Source organism: Dyella ginsengisoli LA-4 (genome assembly GCF_000334915.1).
In the GTDB taxonomy this organism is placed as follows: Bacteria; Pseudomonadota; Gammaproteobacteria; order Xanthomonadales; family Rhodanobacteraceae; genus Dyella_A; species Dyella_A ginsengisoli_A.
Map to the genome: position 1 here is coordinate 1 of NZ_AMSF01000009.1, position 594 is coordinate 594.

Below are 594 nucleotides of genomic sequence, written 5' to 3' on the forward strand. Positions count from 1 at the left end.
GTAGGCCTCCAGGTCGGCCAGCACCCGGCGCAGGGCCGCATCGCTGTTGGCCACCACGATGCCGAACTCGGTCAGCAGGCCACGCAGCCGGTTGCCGATCGCCAGGCTCTCGGTCTTGTAGCCCTCGCGCACCCGGTGCCAGGCCAGCCGCGCCTGCTGCTCGACCGACTTGACCGGCACGAACCGCATGTTGCCCTGCCGGGCGGCGGTGGCGATCGCCTCGGCGTCGTTGCGGTCGTTCTTGGTGGTGCGGCTCTTGCGGAACGGGCCGACGAATTGCGCGGCGATCACCCTCGGCTGCAATGCAAGCGCGAGGCAGCGGCGTGCCCAGTGGTGCGCTCCGCCACACGCCTCCATCGCCACCACGGTGCCGGCCGGCTGCTGGCCGAGCCACGCGGCAAAGGCGTCGCGCTTCAACGCCTGCCGCCGCAGCACATGCCCGGCGGCATCCATCTCGCACACCGAAAACACCCGCTTCGCCAGGTCCACACCCAGGGTTATAGTGCCCATGGAGACTTCCTCCTCTGCTGACGGTTGTGTCGCAACACCATCATGGCCCTCGAGGCCGAAAGGGGAGGAAGTCTCTTTTTACTC

The 594-nt window shown here is 68.4% G+C and carries 1 protein-coding gene; it reads right to left on the reverse strand.

Features of this window, described 5'->3' with window-relative positions:
- On the reverse strand, positions 1–510 hold a 510-nt coding region (locus tag C693_RS0101445; protein ID WP_026107097.1), incomplete at its 3' end, for an IS110 family transposase.
- Positions 511–594: the final 84 nt, after the last annotated feature.